Annotated in this window: 17 protein-coding genes; 16 read left to right on the plus strand and 1 reads right to left on the minus strand. The window is 68.2% G+C overall.

What is annotated here, in order from left to right:
- Positions 1–140 precede the first annotated feature (140 nt).
- From flgB to ACU5E9_RS01575, 12 genes are all read left to right on the plus strand, one after another.
- On the plus strand, positions 141–482 hold the full coding sequence (gene flgB / locus ACU5E9_RS01520) for a flagellar basal body rod protein FlgB (protein ID WP_456811894.1): 342 nt from the start codon (positions 141–143) through the stop codon (positions 480–482).
- On the plus strand, positions 482–874 hold the full coding sequence (locus tag ACU5E9_RS01525) for a flagellar basal body rod protein FlgC (RefSeq protein WP_456811895.1): 393 nt from the start codon (positions 482–484) through the stop codon (positions 872–874). The genes flgB and ACU5E9_RS01525 overlap by 1 nt, the downstream gene beginning before the upstream one ends.
- Positions 874–1,185, plus strand: coding sequence for a flagellar hook-basal body complex protein FliE (fliE, locus tag ACU5E9_RS01530; RefSeq protein WP_456811896.1), 312 nt, complete (start codon positions 874–876; stop codon positions 1,183–1,185). The genes ACU5E9_RS01525 and fliE overlap by 1 nt, the downstream gene beginning before the upstream one ends.
- Positions 1,185–2,780 carry a flagellar basal-body MS-ring/collar protein FliF gene (fliF, locus tag ACU5E9_RS01535; protein ID WP_456811897.1) on the plus strand — a complete coding sequence of 532 codons (1,596 nt, stop codon included), beginning with the start codon at positions 1,185–1,187 and terminating at the stop codon, positions 2,778–2,780. The genes fliE and fliF overlap by 1 nt, the downstream gene beginning before the upstream one ends.
- A 5-nt stretch (positions 2,781–2,785) precedes the next feature.
- Positions 2,786–3,796, plus strand: coding sequence for a flagellar motor switch protein FliG (gene fliG / locus ACU5E9_RS01540; RefSeq protein ID WP_456813473.1), 1,011 nt, complete (start codon positions 2,786–2,788; stop codon positions 3,794–3,796).
- Positions 3,789–4,448: a FliH/SctL family protein gene (locus tag ACU5E9_RS01545; protein WP_456811898.1), complete on the plus strand. Its 660-nt coding sequence runs from the start codon at positions 3,789–3,791 to the stop codon at positions 4,446–4,448. Before fliG ends, ACU5E9_RS01545 begins: the two co-directional genes overlap by 8 nt.
- A complete protein-coding gene (locus tag ACU5E9_RS01550) occupies positions 4,445–5,782 on the plus strand; it encodes a FliI/YscN family ATPase (protein WP_456811899.1) in 1,338 nt (445 codons plus the stop codon). The genes ACU5E9_RS01545 and ACU5E9_RS01550 overlap by 4 nt, the downstream gene beginning before the upstream one ends.
- Entirely contained in the window at positions 5,779–6,213 is a 435-nt protein-coding gene (locus tag ACU5E9_RS01555; protein ID WP_456811900.1) for a flagellar FliJ family protein, read from the plus strand. Before ACU5E9_RS01550 ends, ACU5E9_RS01555 begins: the two co-directional genes overlap by 4 nt.
- Positions 6,210–6,995, plus strand: coding sequence for a C40 family peptidase (locus tag ACU5E9_RS01560; RefSeq protein WP_456811901.1), 786 nt, complete (start codon positions 6,210–6,212; stop codon positions 6,993–6,995). The genes ACU5E9_RS01555 and ACU5E9_RS01560 overlap by 4 nt, the downstream gene beginning before the upstream one ends.
- A 1,088-nt stretch (positions 6,996–8,083) precedes the next feature.
- Positions 8,084–8,542, plus strand: a complete 459-nt coding sequence (locus tag ACU5E9_RS01565; RefSeq protein WP_456811902.1) for a hypothetical protein — start codon at positions 8,084–8,086, stop codon at positions 8,540–8,542.
- A 51-nt stretch (positions 8,543–8,593) separates the two neighbouring features.
- The gene (locus ACU5E9_RS01570; RefSeq protein WP_456811903.1) at positions 8,594–9,064 is read left to right on the plus strand and encodes a flagellar hook assembly protein FlgD; all 471 of its coding nucleotides are present in this window, start codon (positions 8,594–8,596) and stop codon (positions 9,062–9,064) included.
- 136 nt (positions 9,065–9,200) lie between these two features.
- On the plus strand, positions 9,201–10,373 hold the full coding sequence (locus ACU5E9_RS01575; protein ID WP_456811904.1) for a flagellar hook protein FlgE: 1,173 nt from the start codon (positions 9,201–9,203) through the stop codon (positions 10,371–10,373).
- 35 nt (positions 10,374–10,408) lie between these two features.
- On the opposite strand, the gene ACU5E9_RS01580 is transcribed toward ACU5E9_RS01575, so the two are convergent.
- Positions 10,409–11,905: a DUF222 domain-containing protein gene (locus ACU5E9_RS01580; protein ID WP_456811905.1), complete on the minus strand. Its 1,497-nt coding sequence runs from the start codon at positions 11,903–11,905 to the stop codon at positions 10,409–10,411.
- Between the two features lie 348 nt (positions 11,906–12,253).
- Between ACU5E9_RS01580 and ACU5E9_RS01585 the strand changes: the two genes are divergently transcribed.
- From ACU5E9_RS01585 to ACU5E9_RS01600, 4 genes are all read left to right on the plus strand, one after another.
- Positions 12,254–12,778 (plus strand): hypothetical protein, encoded by a 525-nt coding sequence (locus tag ACU5E9_RS01585; RefSeq protein WP_456811906.1) that lies wholly within the window; start codon positions 12,254–12,256, stop codon positions 12,776–12,778.
- 142 nt (positions 12,779–12,920) lie between these two features.
- Positions 12,921–13,196 carry a flagellar FlbD family protein gene (locus ACU5E9_RS01590; protein ID WP_456811907.1) on the plus strand — a complete coding sequence of 92 codons (276 nt, stop codon included), beginning with the start codon at positions 12,921–12,923 and terminating at the stop codon, positions 13,194–13,196.
- Positions 13,197–14,015, plus strand: coding sequence for a motility protein A (locus ACU5E9_RS01595; RefSeq protein WP_456811908.1), 819 nt, complete (start codon positions 13,197–13,199; stop codon positions 14,013–14,015).
- Positions 14,012–14,917: an OmpA/MotB family protein gene (locus ACU5E9_RS01600; protein ID WP_456811909.1), complete on the plus strand. Its 906-nt coding sequence runs from the start codon at positions 14,012–14,014 to the stop codon at positions 14,915–14,917. The genes ACU5E9_RS01595 and ACU5E9_RS01600 overlap by 4 nt, the downstream gene beginning before the upstream one ends.
- Positions 14,918–14,928: the final 11 nt, after the last annotated feature.

A 14,928-nucleotide genomic window follows, 5' to 3' on the forward strand; every position in this document is an offset into this window, starting at 1 on the left:
CGACGCAACTTTCTGCGAATTCGTCACCGCAGGTCCTAACCAACCGTCAAAGACGGCCGATAGCTACGAGTGAGCACGGATTGCTCACCCCAGGCCACGGATCGGCCGTCTGAGAGTTTGACGACGAAACGGGCCCCTGCGTGATCGAATCCGTGACCTCTGCGGCGCTGGCCAGCGCCCTGGACGGCCTGGCATTGCGCCAGAGAACCATCGCCAACAACATTGCCAACGTCAACACCCCCGGCTACCAGTCCCAGCGCGTGTCGTTCGAAGACACCCTGGCCGCGTCGGTGCAGCAGGGTGACGGCCACACGGCAGCCACGACGGCACGTTCGCTCGAACCCACCCGGTTGGACGGCAACAACGTCAACCTCGACACCGAAACGGTGTCCAACATCGACACCGTGCTGCGATACCAGTTCGCCGCGCAGGCCGCCCAGGCCCAGCACAGCTACCTGCGCGCGGCGCTCCGGACCAGCTGATGAGCCTCGACGCCCTCGGCATCGCCGGCACCGGGCTCACCCTTCACCGCAAATGGCTCGACGCCGTGGCCGACAATATGGCCAACGCCAATACGGCCACGGCCACCTCCGGTGACGCCTTCCAGGCCCGCTACATCGTCGCCCAGGAGGGCGAAGGCACCACGGGCGCCTATGTGGCCGGCACTGCCCTCGGCGACGCGGAGGGACTCCTCGTTTACGAACCCGACAACCCGATCGCGGATGCCGACGGCTACGTCCGGCGCCCCGACGTCGACCTTGCCGAGCAGATGGGCGAGCTGATCATGGCCCAGCGCGGTTACCAGGCGAACGCGGCGGTCATCGACCGCGCCAAGACCTCCTATGAAGCCGCCCTGCAGATCGGACGCTCCTGATGACCATTCCTGCCATTGGCGCTGTTCCCGCCGTGTCTGCAACGGCCTACCTGCCAGCCGGCACCGGAGCGACCGCCGTCGAGTCGTCCGACACCGGGTTCTCCAGCGCGCTCACCGGCGCCGTCGACAACCTGCAGCAGCTGCAGTCCACCTCCAACACGTACGCGATTCAGGCCGTCACCGGCGACCTGGATGACATCCACACGGCCACCCTCGCGGCTTCCCGCGCCCAGGTCACCCTCGAGCTCGTCGCCGCGGTGCGCAACAAGGGCGTCGAAGCGTTCAACGACATCATGAGAATGCAGGCCTGATGCCCGCCCAGCTTTCCTCCGTCTTCCGGCGCCTGGGCGGCGCCATCCGCGACTTCTCGGTCGCACAGCGCACCGTGGCGATCATTGGCGTCGCCGTTCTCGCTCTGGGCACCGCCGCGCTCACGATGTGGGTCACCCAACCGTCGTACACTCCGCTGTACTCGGGGCTCAGCGGCTCGGACGCGAACACCATCGTCGAGCAGCTGCGCACCGACGGGGTCTCGTACCAGCTCAGCGACGGCGGCGCCACGATTCTCGTGCCGGAATCCGTGGTCTATGACGAGCGGTTGAAGTCGGCCGCCGCCGGCCTGCCCTCCTCCAGCACCGGCGGTTACTCGTTGCTGGACAACATGGGTGTCACGGCGTCGGAGTTCCAGCAGTCCGTCACCTACAAGCGTGCCCTCGAGGGTGAACTCGCCGCCACGATCGAGGCGATGAAGGGGGTTCAGACCGCATCGGTGCGCCTGGCCATCCCGGAAGCCACCGTCTTCACCGAAGAGACCGCCGACCCCACGGCATCTGTCTTTGTCGCCACGCAGAATGGGGTCAGCCTGAACGCCGATCAGGTGCAGGCGATCGTGCACCTCACCAGCGCCTCCATCGACGGCATGGTGCCCAACGACGTCGCCGTGATCGACGCCTCCGGGGTGGTGCTCTCCGCCGTCGGGGTGGGAGCTACCGGCACGGCCGGCCAGCAGGCCGGCGACTACGAGGAACGCGTGCGCGGATCGGTGCAGGCCATGCTGGACAAGGTGGTCGGTTACGGCAATGCGACGGTCGTGGTGGCCGCAGAGGTGAGCACCGAAGCGGCGGAACGCGTTGAGGAATCGTTCACCGCGCCCGCCGACACACTGGCCCTGAACGAGGCCGTCAAAACTGAGTCCTACACCGGCAGCGGGGGTTCCGCGGCCGGGGTGCTCGGGCCTGACAACATCGCCGTGCCGGACGACAGCGCCACCGACGGCACCTTCACCTCGGAGGACACCACCCGCAACAACGCCGTCAACAAGGTCACCGAGACCCGCACCATCCCGGCCGGCGCCATCAACCGGCAGACGGTGTCCGTTGCCGTCAACGCCGACGTCGCCGACGGACTCGATGTCGGGAACATCACCGCACTGGTGTCTTCGGCGGCGGGTGTCGACGCGGCCAGGGGCGATGCCGTGACGGTGGAAATGGTGAGCTTCAACGATGCCGGTGCCAAGGCCGCCCAGTCCGCCCTCGCCGACGCCGCTGCCGCCGAGGTCGCCGAACGGAACGCCGGGCTGATGCGGCTGGGCCTGATCGTGGGCGGCACCGTGATCGCATTCGTGCTCGGCCTCATCGTCTACGCCCGGCGTTCGCGCCGGCAGAGCCGGGAGGTCATCGAGATCAACGAGCTCGTGCAGGCCAAGTCCTCACTCGGCGCGCCAACGGTGCCGTTCGCCCTGCAGCAGCCCATGGCGCCGCTCGTGATCGATCCGCTGCCGACCCGGGCCTACACCCCGCCGGATGGCGACCAGCGGCTGGCAGACATCGATGCCCTCGCGCTGCGTGACCCGCAGTCCACCGCCGACATGCTGCGCAGCCTGATGGACGATCGGCACCCCGCGTGATCGACATCAAGCCGGCCCTGACCGGCACCCAGAAAGTCGCCGTGGTCTTGATGACGATGGACCAGCAGCGCGCGGCAGAGGTCATGAAGCAGTTTTCCGAGTCCGAGGCCGCCGAGATCGTGGCCGAAATCGTGCAGCTGCGTCGCATCGATGCCGCCGCGATGGACAGCGCCTTGGCGGAATTCCACGACCTCACATCCGCCGGCGGGCGCAACCCGCGTGGCGGCCATGCCATGGCGGTCGGGTTGCTGGAAAAATCGTTCGGCTCCGAGCGGGCGGCCGGAGTGATGAGCCGGGTGGCCACCTCCATGGCCGGCAAGGCATTCGAGTTCCTCGACGCCGTCGACCCGCACCAGGTGCTCGTCCTCCTCGACGGCGAACTTCCCCAAACCATCGCCCTCGTGCTCGCCCACCTGCGGCCGGATCACGCCTCAGCCATCCTGTCCGGACTGGACGGCCCGCTGCGCACCGATGTGGCGCAGTGCATCGCGTCCATGGGCACTGCTGCGCCGGAGGCGGTGCGTGTGGTGACCGACATCCTGAAGAAACGCATCGGCGCCGTCGCGGCCTCGCGCGACTCCGCCGCGGTCGTCGGCGGCGTACAGCCCCTCGTGGAGATCATCAACCGCGCCGACGTCAACACCGAACGAGCGCTCCTGGAAGCCCTCGACGAGCGAGACCCGGCGCTGGCCGAAGAGGTGCGCTCGCGAATGCTGACCTTCGCCGACATCGTCAGGCTCGAGAACCGTGACGTTCAGCTCGTACTGCGCGGCATCGATTCCGCAGTGTTGGCCGTTGCCATGAAGGGTTCGACCGAGTCCGTCGTCGACAGCATCCGGCGCAACCTCTCCGAACGTAACCGGGAAATCCTGGGCGACGAAGTGGCCGCACTCGGCCCGGTCCGGGTCTCCCAGGTGGAAGAGGCGCGGGCCACCATCGTTCGATCGATCCGCGACCTCGCCGCCCAGGGCACCATCACCGTGCAGCGCGCCGATGAGGATGACTTCGTTGACTAGCGCGGCCGGTGTCGGCGCCGGATTCGCAGCGCTGTCCTATCCCGCATTGAACGGCCGGGCGGATGCACAGCGCGCCGGGCGCGAGGTCGATCGTGCGCGCCTTGAGGAACACGCGCGGGCCAGGGGGCACGCGGCCGGGTACACCGAGGGCCTGCGGGCAGCGGCCATCGAGGTCGACGCTCGTGTGGCCCGGCTCGACGCGGAGTACACGGCGCTGACGCGCACCGCCACCCGGGACCTGAACGCCGCAGTGACCGTGCTGCACACCGCCGCCCAGGCCCTCGATCGACGCACCGTTCCCGTCTTGCGTGATGCTGAGGACACTCTGCTCAGCGCCGCCATCGACCTCGCCGAGGCGATCATCGGGCATGCGCTCTCCGACGAGACCTCCGCCGTGCGCTTCGCCCTGGGCCGGTCGAGCGACACCGCCGGAGCTGGCGGCTCGAGCACCCGCCCGCATACCGTGCGGCTGCATCCCGATGATCTTGCGCTGCTCGACCCCGCCGTGGAGGCGCCCGGCGTCACGCTGGTCGCTGATACGAGCCTGGTGCGCGGTGATGCCGTGAGCGAGTTCCCCGACGGGTACCTCGACGCCCGGATCGGCAGTGCCCTCGAGCGCGCCCGGGCGGCGCTCGGCCCGGTGGCCTCATGACGCTGGCCCGGCCCGATACCGCCGATCGACTGGCGAATGCCATCGCGGCGGCACGCCCCGAGCGGGTCGGCGAGGTGTCGTCGATCGTGGGTCTCAGCGTCGACATCCGCGGCCTGAACGGTGCCATCGGCGACCTCGTCGTGATCGGCGGCGGTGCCGGCGGTGCTGCCGTCGACGCCGAAGTGGTTGCCACGACTCCGAGCGGCATGCGCTGCATGCCGCTCGCGAAGCTCACCGGTATCCGGGTGGGCGACCCGGTGCGCGCCGGCCGATCCGGTTACCTCGTCCCCGCCGGGCGCGGGCTGCTCGGCCGGGTTATCGACGGTCTCGGCCGTCCCATCGACGGCAAAGGCCCGCTTGTCGACGTGCAGCGGGTCTCCCTCGATAAGGACAGCCCGTCCGCCATGGCCCGGGCGCGCATCCAGTCACCGTTGCAGTTGGGCGTACGGGTGCTCGACACCCTCACCACGGTGGGCAAGGGCCAGCGTATGGGCCTTTTTGCCGGTTCCGGTGTGGGCAAGTCGTCGCTGCTGTCGATGATCGCGCGCGGCACGGATGCCGAGGTGTCAGTGATCGCGCTCGTGGGGGAGCGAGGCCGCGAGGTGCGCGAGTTCCTCGAGGACGATCTCGGCGAGGAGGGCCTGGCCCGGTCCATCGTGGTGGTCTCCACCTCCGACGAGCCGGCCATGATGCGACTGCGGGCTGCGTTCGTCGCCACCCGCATCGCAGAATCGTTCCGCGACCGTGGTGCCGACGTCATGCTCATGATGGACTCGCTGACCCGGGTGGCGATGGCGCAGCGCGAGATCGGCTTGTCGGCCGGCGAACCGCCGGCCACCCGCGGGTATCCGCCGTCGACCTTCTCCCTGCTGGCGCGGCTCCTCGAGCGGGCCGGCACCGACCAGGTCGGTTCGATCACGGGCATCTACACAGTGCTCGTCGACGGCGACGATCACAACGAACCGATTGCGGATGCCGCCAGGTCCATCCTGGACGGCCACGTCGTGCTCGATCGAAAACTTGCCGTGCTCGGTCATTTCCCGTCGGTCGATGCGCTCGCGTCGATCTCGCGGGTGGCCTCCCGGGTCACCACTCCCGACCAGGCTGCGGTGGCTGGCCGGTTGCGCGCGGTGCTGGCTGCCCGGCGGGCCGCACAGGACCTGCTCGACGTCGGTGCCTACCGCAAGGGAACCAACCCGCTGGTCGACGCGGCCGTTGAACACGATGGAGCGATCATGGCGTTTCTGCAACAGCGGATGGACGAGCACACCCCGGCCGTCGAGGCCTGGAAACGATTGTCTGCGCTGTCGAGCCGGCTCGGAGGCGAGCGATGAGCCGCGCCTTCTCGCTGGCCGGCCTGCTGCGCCTGCGGCACCTGCAGCAGGACCAGGCCGCGGGCGACCTCGCCCAGGCCAACGCTCAGAGCCGCGCCATGTCCGCACGCATCGAAGAGGCCAGGGGAGCGCTCGACAATCTTCCCAACGATCCCGCGGGCGCCGACACTTTCCACGCGATCGTCGCGGCCCGGGCATCGTCGCGAAGCATGCTGGCAGAGCTGGCAGGACTCGATGGCGTGGCGAGACGGGCCGCGTCGGTCGCCCAGCTCGAGTACGAGTCACGCAAGGCCGCGTCGGTGAGCCTGGAGAAGCTCGAGCTTCGGCACACCGCTGTCGAGGCTGAGGCCGACCTGCACAGCGAACAGGCCGTCATCGATGAGATCGCGTCGACCGGGTGGCACCGGCGCGCAGGAGGACGGGAACTATGACGATGGTGGATGCCCTCAGCCGGGTCGGCGAGATCCAGTCCCGGCTGGTCGAGCTGAACGACTTGGTCGCCGGCCGGGTCAGTGCCGACACAAGCACGGCCGCGACGACGACGTCAGCCACGACGTCGGCGACTTCACCGGCGTCGGCGGCGTCGGCGACGAGCTTTGCCGAAGCCCTCACCGCCGCCACCTCCGCCACCGGCGCGACCGCGGCGGGGACCGTCACGAACGGGGCCTCCGGCACCGGTACGACCGGTACCGACATCGTGGCGAACGCCGAAAAGTACCTCGGTGTGCCCTACGTTTTCGGCGGCGAGGACAGCTCGGGCATGGATTGCTCGGGGCTCGTGCAGCGCGTTTATGCCGATGCCGGCATCGAGGTGCCCCGGCTGGTTTCCGGCCAGATGACCATCGGCACCGAGGTGGCGTCCCTGGCCGAGGCCAAGCCCGGTGACCTCATCGTCACCGGTGGGGGCGACCACATCCTGATCTACGCCGGCGACAACCAGGTGATCCACGCGCCCTACGAGGGGCGCACGGTGAGCAAGGTCGAGGCGTACATGGACGAATCCGACATCACCACCATCCGCCGGGTGATCCCCGACCAGATCGCGGCTGCGAGCACCGGGACCAGCGCCATCGCCAGCACAACGGCATCGGCGACGGGCACGGCGCCCACCGATCTGGTCGCCGCGGCGTACGCCTCACTGTTCTCCGGAAGTACAGCCGGGTCCTCGACCGATCTCACGTCGACACTGTCGGCGTCGGGATTGCTCTCGTGACGCCGGTCCCGGCCATGCTCACCCAGCGCAGTAGTGCCGACGCTGGGTTCAATGCAGCCGGCAGTGTGCGTGCGCCGAACGACCAGCGCGGTGCGCGGAGCGCCAGCGCGTTCGCCGGGGCACTGCAGGGCGCGGTCGGAAGCGGGCCAGGGTCCGCGTCCGCGCCGCCGGCGTCGTCGTCCGCATTCGTCGACCAGGCGGCATCCGTCGACCAGGCGGCCGACGGTGCGCTCAGCGCCGGAAGCGATCCGACACTTGCCTCATCCGTCGACAGAGACACTGCTCGCACTGGAGATGATGATGTGCAGCCGATGCAGCACGAAGCCGTCGGACTGGGCGCGGCAGCCGTGACAGTGGGCATTGCGCCCGCCGCCAGCGCGCCGCCAGCCTTCCCACCGTCGACTGGCGGTCCGTCGGCAGCGGTTCCGTCAGCTGGGGTGCCGACAGGTGCGATTCCTGCGCCGACTGCGCCGACAACGTCGTCGTCTGACCAGAGCCTGGTTCCCGGGTCGGAATCGTCTGCCCACGCTCTCAAGCCGGCATCGGATGCGGCCGGGAGTCCCCAGCCGGCCGGCACTATTTCCCCGATCGCCGCGAACCCCGCAGCAGTAACTGCGGAGGCGACCTCGGCGCCATCAACCGTGGCGGCTGCGCCGGCCGCCACTGTCACGGTTACGGCATCCAGCGTCGGCGTGCCCACCGAGTCTCTCCCCGCAGCGGGGGGCACGAGCGGGTTGGCGCACGGGAGTGCTGGCACGCCCACCGCGCCTGTGACTCGGAGCGAGCCAGCGTCGTCTTCGGCCGGGCCTGACACCACACCGGTTGGTACGACATCCGCCGAGGGCGCGCCCGACGGTGGATCACCGGGAGAAGCGACGCCCGCCACGGCATCGGCACCGGCTTCTGCCGCAGTCGCGACTGCCACAGGCGCCGCATCCGTCCCTGTTTCGTCCGTCTCGACCGTGCAGCCGACCGCGGCCAGTCCGACCACACCTCCCGCGACGGCTTCCGCCGCGCCGGTGCCGCTCGCCGGTCAGGTGGCTCGCCCACTGTTCAGCCTCGCCGCAGCGGGACCGGGGGAGCACACCATGTCGATCAGTGTCACCCCCGACGACCTCGGCCCCGTCGTAGTGCGGGCGGTCATCACCGCCACCGGCGTTCGGATGGAGCTCTTCGCGCCCACCGACGTCGCCCGTGACGCGCTGCGGCTCATCCTGCCCGAACTGCGCCGGGACCTCGCCGGCGGCGCACTATCGGCCAGCCTCGACCTCTCCTCCCGCAGCCAGCCCGGCGACGCCGGCTCGTCAGGCCGGCAGGATCGCCACGCCGCCGACTCGTTCGGGCAGGGTGGCACCTCATTCGGCGACAGCCCGCGCGGCGGTGCCGGCCAGCCCAGACAAACCCCGCTGGCTGATGCCTGGCTCCGGCCGGTAGCGAACGGCGCCGCGTCCCCGACCGGATCATCGACCGAGGTCGGCATCAACGGAGTCGACTCAAGCCGACCGGGCATTGATATCTCGGGAGGCCGGGTCGATGTGCTCGCCTGATTGTCCGCTCCGCTCGCCCCGTTCCATCCAGCCCACCAGAATCGAGACCACATGACCATCGACGCCGTTGGTTCGGTATCCACCGCCGTGTCCGCTGCCGCTTCGTCCGCTGCCGCAGAGACGACGGCCGGGGCCAGTCTGTACTCCACGCCACCCGTGCGCACGCCCAAGCAGACTCTCGATTCCGAGACCTTCATGTCGCTGCTCGTGGCCCAGCTGCGCAACCAGGACCCGAGCTCACCAATGGATACCAACCAGATGATCGCGCAGACCACCCAGCTGGCCATGATGGAGAAGCTCACCGCCCTCTCCACGACCGCCGACGAGAATTTCTCGCTGCAGATGCGTACGGCAGCAGCCGCGCTCGTGGGGCAGAGCGTGACCTACACGGATGCTGCAGGGGCGAGCGCCACTGGGCTCGTGTCGGCTGTGTCCTACGCCGGCTCGGTGCCCCAGGTCACCATCGGCACGGTCAGCGTCGCCCTCGACGCGATCTCGGGGGTGTCAGCCCCGACCGGGTGACCCGGCCGGCGTTCACACCACGAGCACGCCACTCGCCCACGCGCCGCGTAGTCGCACCTCCCACAGTCTCGTTCGACTGGTCGTCTTCCACACCTTCCGCATCACCTCCTGCATCACCATTCGAAAGGCAGCTCTCATGCTTCGCTCCCTCTACTCCGGCATCTCCGGCCTCCGCGCCCATCAGACCATGCTCGACGTCACCGGCAACAACATCGCCAACGTGAACACCACAGCATTCAAGGCTTCTGCCACCCAGTTCCAGGACACGCTGTCCCAGCTCAGCAAGGGCGCCGCCGCCCCGACCGACGGGGCCGGCGGCAGCAACCCGGCGCAGGTGGGCCTGGGCGTGCAGGTTGCCGGCATTGCCACCAACTTCGGCCAGGGCTCGTCGCAGACGACGGGTAAAGCATCAGACATGCTGATCGCGGGGGACGGCTTCTTCGTCACCCAGGAGGGCGGCGAGACGGTGTACAGCCGCGCCGGGGCGTTCGACTTCGACTCCGAAGGACGCCTCGTCACTCCGTCGGGCGCGATCGTGCAGGGCTGGGGCGCCGTTGACGGTGTGGTGAACGAGGGCAGTGCGGTTGGGGACCTGTCTCTGCCGATGAACACCGTCATCGCGGGAGAGGCTACAACGTCGGCGTCTATCACGGGTAACCTGCCGTCCGGGTCCACGCCTCCCACCTCCCTCGTGCGAGACATCAAGGTCTTTGACGCCACGGGTGCGGCCCGCACCATTTCCCTCACGTTTACCAGCACCGGAAACGAGGGGTGGAACGTGGTCGGCACCGATGGCGCGGTTACCGCAAACACAACACTTGCCTTCGCCAATGGCACCCTCACCACGCCGGGTTCCCTCACCGTCAACGGCATCACGGTAGATCTGTCGACGCTCCAAGGCCAGGCTGCCTTGAAAACGTTGACGGTAACCAACCAGACTGGCAGCGCACCCGGCGCTCTCGAGTCCTACTCGTTCGGCCCGGATGGCACCCTCGTCGGGCTGTTCAGCAACGGCGAGCAGAAGGCACTGGGCCGCATCGCCCTGGCCACCTTCACCAACCCGGGCGGGCTCGAGAAGACCGGCTCGAACGGCTACCGGGCCACCTTCAACTCCGGCACTCCCGACCTCGGTGCTCCCGGCTCGACCGGCCTCGGTTCACTCACCGGCGGCGCACTGGAAATGTCGAACGTGGACCTCTCGCAGGAGTTCACCAACCTGATTGTCGCGCAACGCGGCTTCCAGGCCAACGCCCGCATCATCACCACCTCGGACGAGGTGCTCCAGGAGCTCACCAACCTGAAGCGCTAGTAGGTCGAGGCGCGGAATCTTGACTAGCGTGTGCCTTAGCTGCGTCGGGGCTGGTTGCGGCTGGGCATCGCGATGAGTGACTGGCCGGGGTCGATGGTGGCGGGTGGTCTCAGCCAGTACTTGCCGGTGTTTTCGAAGATTTGCCAGCGTCGGTTGTGCAGGAGCATGTGGTGGGCGTGGCAGAGCAAGATGCCCTGGGTGATGTCGGTTCGGCCGTGGTCGCGGAGCCAGTGTTCGATGTGGTGCGCTTCGGTGAAGGATGGCGGTTTGTCGCAGCCGGGCCACATGCAGCCGCCGTCGCGGGCGGCCATGGCTCGGCGTTGGGCACGGTTGAACAGGCGTTGTTCGTGACCGACGTCGAGCGGCCGGTTGTGCTCGTCGAACCGGATCTCGACCGAGCCGGAGTCGCAGATCAGGCGTTCGAGGGTTTCGGGGGAGACCGGGGCGTTGTTGCCGTCGATGTAGCCGTGGCCGGCCTGGCCGGTCGGGCAGATCAGGATGTCGTCGGCTGCGGCGGGCGGGGCGGCGGGGGTGGTGGGGGTGGTGGTGGTGAGGATCTGGACGGCGGGGCGGCGGCCGCCGAGCATCTCGTTCGGGTTGATGGTGGTGCCGGCCTTGAGGAGGTCGAGGAAGCCGTCGCAGGTGATCTGGGTGGTGGTGCGGGGGTCGTCTTTGACTCGTTGGGCCCAGGCGGCTCGGTCGGTGTCGACGAAACGCACGCCGCCGCGGCGGGGGCTGGTGAGGCTGTCGAAGGTGGACTTGATGAACTCGCCCTGCTCGGGCGGAAAGAGTCCGTCCACGCGGACCTGGCCGGTATCGAGGGTCCAGATGTGCAGGTAGCGGTCGTCCCAGGCCTTCTGCTCCCGCACTCGGATGCCGGCCTCATCGAGGGTGTCGCGGGTCTGCCGGGCCTGCTTGAGTAGCTGGTCCACGTTCGACGTCTGCGCGTCGGTGAGGAGCTGGGCCAGGGCGTCGGCGAGGACCGGGCCGGTGACGACCGTGTCGATGTCGCCGAGGCCGGTGCGCAGGGCGTGGGCGGCGTCGATCGAGATTGTGCCGTCGTTCACCGCCCGCGAGATCGGGGCGTGCCACGGCAGGAGTGTCGTCGGCAGGTGTGGAACGACCGGGTCCAGGGCGTCGGCGTCGGCCGCGTCGGCTTGGGCCTGGGCTTCTTCGGCTTCGGCGAGCATCCGGCCCACGCCGACGAGTTTGCGGGATTCGACCTTGGTGCTGCCGGTCAGCTCCTGGATCAACGCCTCGGGGTTGAGGAAGCCCTGCTGTGCGGCCAGGCCGGACTGGCCCAACTCCCACCGGGATCGCTGGGCGAGGGTCTTCGCCATCCACGCCTTGCGGGTATCGAGCTCACGTTGGGCCTGCGCGAGAGTCTTCTGACCGGCCAGGACATCGGCATCCGAGAGGGCGTCGTAATCGGCACTGCACGAGCCCAGCCGGGCCACCGAACCCGCCGCATCCACCAACGCATCGTCGCCCGAACGGGCGAACGTGTCTGCGATGGTGGACTGGTTTGTCATGCCTTCAAAGTAGCCCGATAACGAAGGTTTGTGTGAGAAAGTTTCAGATTGTGGACAACTGATTGCCGGCGCTGATTCACGGCTTGACCTGCGTTTTGCCTGCTTGCCCTTGGCGCCTGTGAGCGATATCTTCTCTCCTGAGGACAGTGAAGCACAACTCAAGGGGAAATCATGGCACGAGTCACAAGGCCGGCGTTCCTGGCTGGGATTTCCGTTGTTCTGGCGGCGTTGTGCCTGGGCGGCGCGTTGGCTTCGTCCTCTGCATCCGACGAGCCAGACGTGGCCGCCAGCACATGGCGGGTCACTGAGCACCCCGGCGCGGCCCTTCCGACCGACAATGCTTCGCTCATGGCCCGGGAGATCTATCCCGGATACACCCTCGAGCAGCTCAACTACTCGGCGGATGAAACCGAGTGGGCGCTCTACCAGAAGCCGTTGGGCGATGCCGCAGGCGTCATCGAGACCGAATTCGCCGACGACTTTGCGTTCGCCTATTTCGGGCCGGCCCGCACGTTCACCATCGGTTTCTCTGCGGAAGCGCCGGCCGGCGCCATCGCCCAGCTCGACGAGACCGGACTGCCCTACTCCACGATCGAAGGCGTCGACTTCTCCGCGACCGAGTACCAGTCGGCTGCGAACCGTGTCGTAGTGCAGGTCTCCGATGCCCTTTCCGATAGCGACCTCATGCCGGCTGCCGGGTTCGAGATCGGCACAGATCCCACGGTTTCGCCCGGTGCGATCGTGGTCACGATCACCGGAGACGACGCGGCGACTCGCCAGGCCGCTCTGGCCGCCGTCGGCGCGCCGTCGGTCAGCGGGCCGTTCACAGTGTCCGTCGTTGAGGGCGGCGAGAATAGCACCGCAGCGTTCTAGGCCGTCGCGAGTGCAAGGATTCCGGCGGGCCACGCGTTGACCGGCGACCCCTCCGCTACACCACGCAGCTAACGGAACCCAGCCGCTGGCCGACAGTGGTGTCGACGGCTGCTGGAGCCGTCCGGGAACCAGGGACGGGTCCATGATCGTTGTAACCAGGCTGAACGGCAGTCAGTTCGCGATCAATCCTGACCTCATCGAACGCATCCACGCGAATCCGGACACCACCCTCGTGATGGTCGACGGTGCCAAGTTCATCGTGACCGAGAGCCTGACCGAGGTGATCGAGAAGATCGCCGCCTATCGGGCACACGTGATCGGCCTGGCCTACCGGGCCGGAGAAGACAGCACCGGATCCGACACCGACCCCGACACCCGTCCGGACGCCGTCGTCCCCCTGCGCCCCCGGAGGCTCTAAATGGATCCCGCAACCCTGGTCGGCATCGCCCTCGCATTCGGCGCGCTGTTCGCGATGATTACCATCGAGGGATCGCATGTCACCGCGATCCTGTTGCCAGCGCCCATCGTGCTGGTGTTCGGCGCCACGATCGCGGTCGGCATCGCCGGCGGTACCCTGCGCGACACCGTGCAGGCGATCAAGGCGCTGCCCAGCGCCTTCCTCGGCAAGACCACCCCGCCGCAAAAGCTCATTGACCAGGTCGTCGGCCTCGCGGAGAAGGCGCGCAGTGCGGGACTGCTCGCCCTCGAACAGGAGGCCGATTCGATCTCGGACCCGTTCCTGCGCGGTGCCCTGCAGAACATCGCCGACGGTACGGATGGCGACGAGCTGCGGATGATGCTTGAGGACGAAATCGCAACCCGTACCAAGGCAAGTCGTAATGCGGCCAAGTTCTACACCACCCTCGGCGGCTACGCGCCGACCGTCGGCATCATCGGCACCGTGATCTCCCTCACCCACGTGCTGGAGAACCTCGACACTCCGTCCACCCTCGGGCCCATGATCGCCGCTGCCTTCGTCGCCACCCTCTGGGGACTGCTGTCCGCGAACTTCCTCTGGCTGCCGATCGGCAATCGCCTCAAGCGGCTCTCCGACATCGAAGCCGAGCGGATGACGCTGCTGATGGAGGGTGCCCTGGCCGTCCAGGCCGGCAGTCAGCCCCGCCTGCTCGGCGAACGGTTGCAGGCCATGGTGCCCGCAGCGCCCGCCAAGTCCGCGAAGGGCCCGAAGTCCGGCGCGGCATCCGCCCAGGACAAGCCGCTCAAGAAGGCGGCGTGAGCGCACGCGGCCGGACCAGGGGGAGAGGTCTGGAGGAGGAACACGAGGAGCACGTCGACGAACGCTGGATGGCGTCGTACATGGACATGGTCACCGTGCTGATGTGCATGTTCATTGTGCTCTTCGCCATGTCGACGGTTGACGAGGCCAAGTTCTTTCAGCTGAAGAACTCGCTGGCGACCGGGTTCGGCGCCGTCGACGTTGGCAAGATCGACACCGCCGAGGGAATCGTGGTCCCGGCTGACCTCATCGACACCCCGGCCGCGCAGGATGTCGGCCTCACCGCCCTGGACCTCGCCAGGGTCGAGGTCGACAACCTCACCGCTGTGCAAGCGGCCATGGAGGCAGCCCTCGCCGCGGCCGGCCTCGACGACCTCGTGGATTACACCATCGACGAACGCGGACTGACGGTTGGCCTGGTCGGGTCGGAGACCTTCTTCGAACCCAACGTGGCGACACTCAGCGCGAAGGCCGTTTCCGTCTTGGACACGATCGGGCCGATCCTGGCCGGCACCGGGCGGGAGGTCTCCGTGGAGGGGCACGCTGACCGCCACGGCGTGACCGTGAACTACCCGACCGACTGGGAGCTTTCCAGCGCCAGGGCCACCCAGGTGCTCCGGCACCTGGTAGAACGTACCGGCGTGGCCCAGGATCGCATCGGCGCGATCGGCTACGGATCAGCCCGGCCGGCGGATACGGGCGATGACCTGGCGGCGATGGCCCGCAATCGGCGGGTCGACGTTGTGCAACTTTCGGACCAGCCGGACAGCGTGCGCGCCCTGATCCCGTCCGTGCTGGATGGAACGGCGGTCCCGGAAACGCCGTCGCCAACGGATGCCGAATCGGCGGACCCGGCTCCGGCAGAGACGGTTCCAGCAGGCACGGTGTCAGCCGGGCACTAGCCGGCGAACTT

Source organism: Cryobacterium sp. AP23 (assembly GCF_054075385.1).

Excerpts from the sequence above, each read along its gene's own strand:
- ACU5E9_RS01525 (WP_456811895.1), top strand. The coding sequence starts at position 482 with ATGAGCCTCGACGCCCTCGGCATCGCCGGCACCGGGCTCACCCTTCAC.
- fliE (WP_456811896.1), top strand. The coding sequence starts at position 874 with ATGACCATTCCTGCCATTGGCGCTGTTCCCGCCGTGTCTGCAACGGCC.
- fliF (WP_456811897.1), top strand. The coding sequence starts at position 1,185 with ATGCCCGCCCAGCTTTCCTCCGTCTTCCGGCGCCTGGGCGGCGCCATC.
- ACU5E9_RS01550 (WP_456811899.1), top strand. The coding sequence starts at position 4,445 with ATGACGCTGGCCCGGCCCGATACCGCCGATCGACTGGCGAATGCCATC.
- ACU5E9_RS01555 (WP_456811900.1), top strand. The coding sequence starts at position 5,779 with ATGAGCCGCGCCTTCTCGCTGGCCGGCCTGCTGCGCCTGCGGCACCTG.
- ACU5E9_RS01560 (WP_456811901.1), top strand. The coding sequence starts at position 6,210 with ATGACGATGGTGGATGCCCTCAGCCGGGTCGGCGAGATCCAGTCCCGG.
- ACU5E9_RS01565 (WP_456811902.1), top strand. The coding sequence starts at position 8,084 with ATGTCGATCAGTGTCACCCCCGACGACCTCGGCCCCGTCGTAGTGCGG.
- ACU5E9_RS01570 (WP_456811903.1), top strand. The coding sequence starts at position 8,594 with ATGACCATCGACGCCGTTGGTTCGGTATCCACCGCCGTGTCCGCTGCC.
- ACU5E9_RS01575 (WP_456811904.1), top strand. The coding sequence starts at position 9,201 with ATGCTTCGCTCCCTCTACTCCGGCATCTCCGGCCTCCGCGCCCATCAG.
- ACU5E9_RS01580 (WP_456811905.1), bottom strand. The coding sequence starts at position 11,905 with ATGACAAACCAGTCCACCATCGCAGACACGTTCGCCCGTTCGGGCGAC.
- ACU5E9_RS01585 (WP_456811906.1), top strand. The coding sequence starts at position 12,254 with ATGGCCCGGGAGATCTATCCCGGATACACCCTCGAGCAGCTCAACTAC.
- ACU5E9_RS01590 (WP_456811907.1), top strand. The coding sequence starts at position 12,921 with ATGATCGTTGTAACCAGGCTGAACGGCAGTCAGTTCGCGATCAATCCT.
- ACU5E9_RS01595 (WP_456811908.1), top strand. The coding sequence starts at position 13,197 with ATGGATCCCGCAACCCTGGTCGGCATCGCCCTCGCATTCGGCGCGCTG.